This is a genomic window from Vibrio sp. 10N.222.52.C3 (assembly GCF_041474195.1).
In the GTDB taxonomy this organism is placed as follows: Bacteria; Pseudomonadota; Gammaproteobacteria; order Enterobacterales; family Vibrionaceae; genus Vibrio; species Vibrio crassostreae_C.
The window spans coordinates 1-2,235 of record NZ_JBFRTQ010000201.1 but is presented as its reverse complement, the minus strand read 5'-3'; the positions used below and the strand labels follow the sequence as shown (position 1 = coordinate 2,235).

Below are 2,235 nucleotides of genomic sequence, written 5' to 3'. Positions count from 1 at the left end.
AGAATAAATATAAATTAAATTTGAATATAAATTCACAAACATCATTTGTACAGAACTTTATCCTCTAACTGGATAATTAGTCTTTAAATGCGCTTCAACATAGCCAAATAGACCAATCACCCTGCTTAAATAGCCAAGTTCGAAACGGAAAAAAGCCGAAAGTAGAAACTTTCGGCTTTTGATTATTTATATCGCTATGGTCGTACTACTGAGCTCGTAACTTAGGCCACCTCTTCAGTATTCAGACTATCAATTACAGCTGATTTCATCCCAGAACCAATTCGATTGAACTGGGCTTTCCCAAACACCTGGGCCGTTTTTAGCCACGAAGCACTTACCGTTATGCGTCACTTTATCGCCATTACTCACTTGGCTAACACCGGCTTGCCACGTAATAAATTCAGATGGATCGACAACCACTGGCGGTTCTGTCACAGGTGGTTCAACGGGTGCAGGGTCTACTGGTTCTGGATCGACAGGGGCAGGATCAACAGGCGTTGGATCTGTCACAACTGGTGGTGTTGGCTCGCCCGCTACTAGTTTCCAAGGGCCGCCATTGGTAGGGTCATCCCCTTGTGTCCACCATTTCGCTTCATAGGTTGCACCGTTGTGAGTCACTTGGTCACCCGCGTTGTAAACCTTGGTCGCACTCCAACCATTACCACCCGGATCAGTACCAGGATCTACCGGATCCAGCTTATCGACCACTTTCACTTCAGGCCAACTCGCATGAGAACCATAAAAGTTGGTCACACACTTCTCGTAATCGCCAGCCACCAGTGCGGAATAAGCAGTTTGAAAGCCCACTAGCTCACACTCAAATGAATACCCTTCTGGGCGGTCTGCGTAGTATTTCCAGTTACCATCCCAGTTGGTGTACAACACATCCGTTGCTCCGTTGAGATTCAAGCTTCCGTAAGGCGTTTGCTGCCAACATGTATTGGCTTCATCGGCTTCTACAGGAATTTCATAGTGCGCGGCTAACCCTTCCCAGTAACGAATACGGTTAACGGGTTGGCCTTTGTCTTTGTTCTGCTCGCCACATTCAATACCACCATTGATCACGTTGATTGTGGTACCAAAGCCATAGCCAATACCCGCATCCAATTCACGTTGAGATGGTGTCCATGTTCGGTCAATTACATGCAGCATTGCCGGTTTAGGCGCTTGTGGTGTTAAAAAGAACCAGATAGCAGAAGCTAAATTCAACCAAGAGTCCGCCACTAAGCCCGGATTGTTGAGAAGCACCGTCGCATCGCCATCGAACATCACTTCCGAGAACGCGCCGTAATTAAAATGGTAAGAAAGCTGTTTAGCACCACGTCCGAAGTAACCCTGCCCCGCAGCACATGGCCAACGGGCATTCTGCCAATCGTTCTGGCCACAACCTGTGGTGTAACCTTCTTGGCCTTCAGACCAACCCATTTCGCGAACATGCACCAGAGCTTGCTGCCATTCTTCGAGAGCTAATGGATTATCAGAGGTGTTGTCTATCGCGATGTGACCACCCGTCTCTTGTGAGAAATGAGCAAAGGCTGTGATGATGGATTTTTTACAGATGGCGTCGGAGTCACGGCCATCGGTGTACTCTCCACAGAAGGCTGGGAATTTGCCAATCGCACGTAAGAAGCGAGTGTAAGTATATTCTGGCGCTGCCATCTGAGTGAGGAAGTCCCATTCAGATTGAGGGAACACGCGCTCTACACGCTTTATGTTTTCAGGATTCGAGGGGGAACCGGGTTCAATCGCTTCAACGATTGTATTCGGGCGAGTTTGAAGGGCCTGTGACCAGATCGCATACATAGGATCGGATGTTTTCGCTTGTTCAGCAGCTTGTAGAGCCGACTTTTCAACAAGGTAACCATTCGGGTTTTGCGGATCAGGTTGAATGTTCAAAGACGCATGACTTTGCGCTGCTAATGTGCAGCCCAGTACTGTCGCCAAATATTTGATTTTTAACATGATGGATTCTCTTATCTGTCCTTAATAAGTCCATCAAAGAGTATGCTTCACATGTGGAATGGCCTAGCTGTAGCTGTGTGAATTTATAAAAAGTGCGAGTGATCTTTTTGATACATGGCTCAGCACAACAAAGCGTCTCATGGTTTCTTGAGCTGATATCTAGTTTCCAACTCATTTGGTTTCTAGTTATTGTTCATTTGATTTCGAGGTATTGCTCATAAGCCTTTAATGTAATGAATCAATATAATCAATCGAAATCGAGTAGGAGGAGGC

At 46.4% G+C, this 2,235-nt stretch carries 1 protein-coding gene; it reads right to left on the bottom strand.

The genetic code is table 11. The annotated features are described in order from the left end of the window. Positions 1–249 precede the first annotated feature (249 nt). Positions 250–1,962 (bottom strand): glycoside hydrolase family 19 protein, encoded by a 1,713-nt coding sequence (locus tag AB4517_RS22075; RefSeq protein ID WP_372100227.1) that lies wholly within the window; start codon positions 1,960–1,962, stop codon positions 250–252. Between the last annotated feature and the right edge of the window lie 273 nt (positions 1,963–2,235).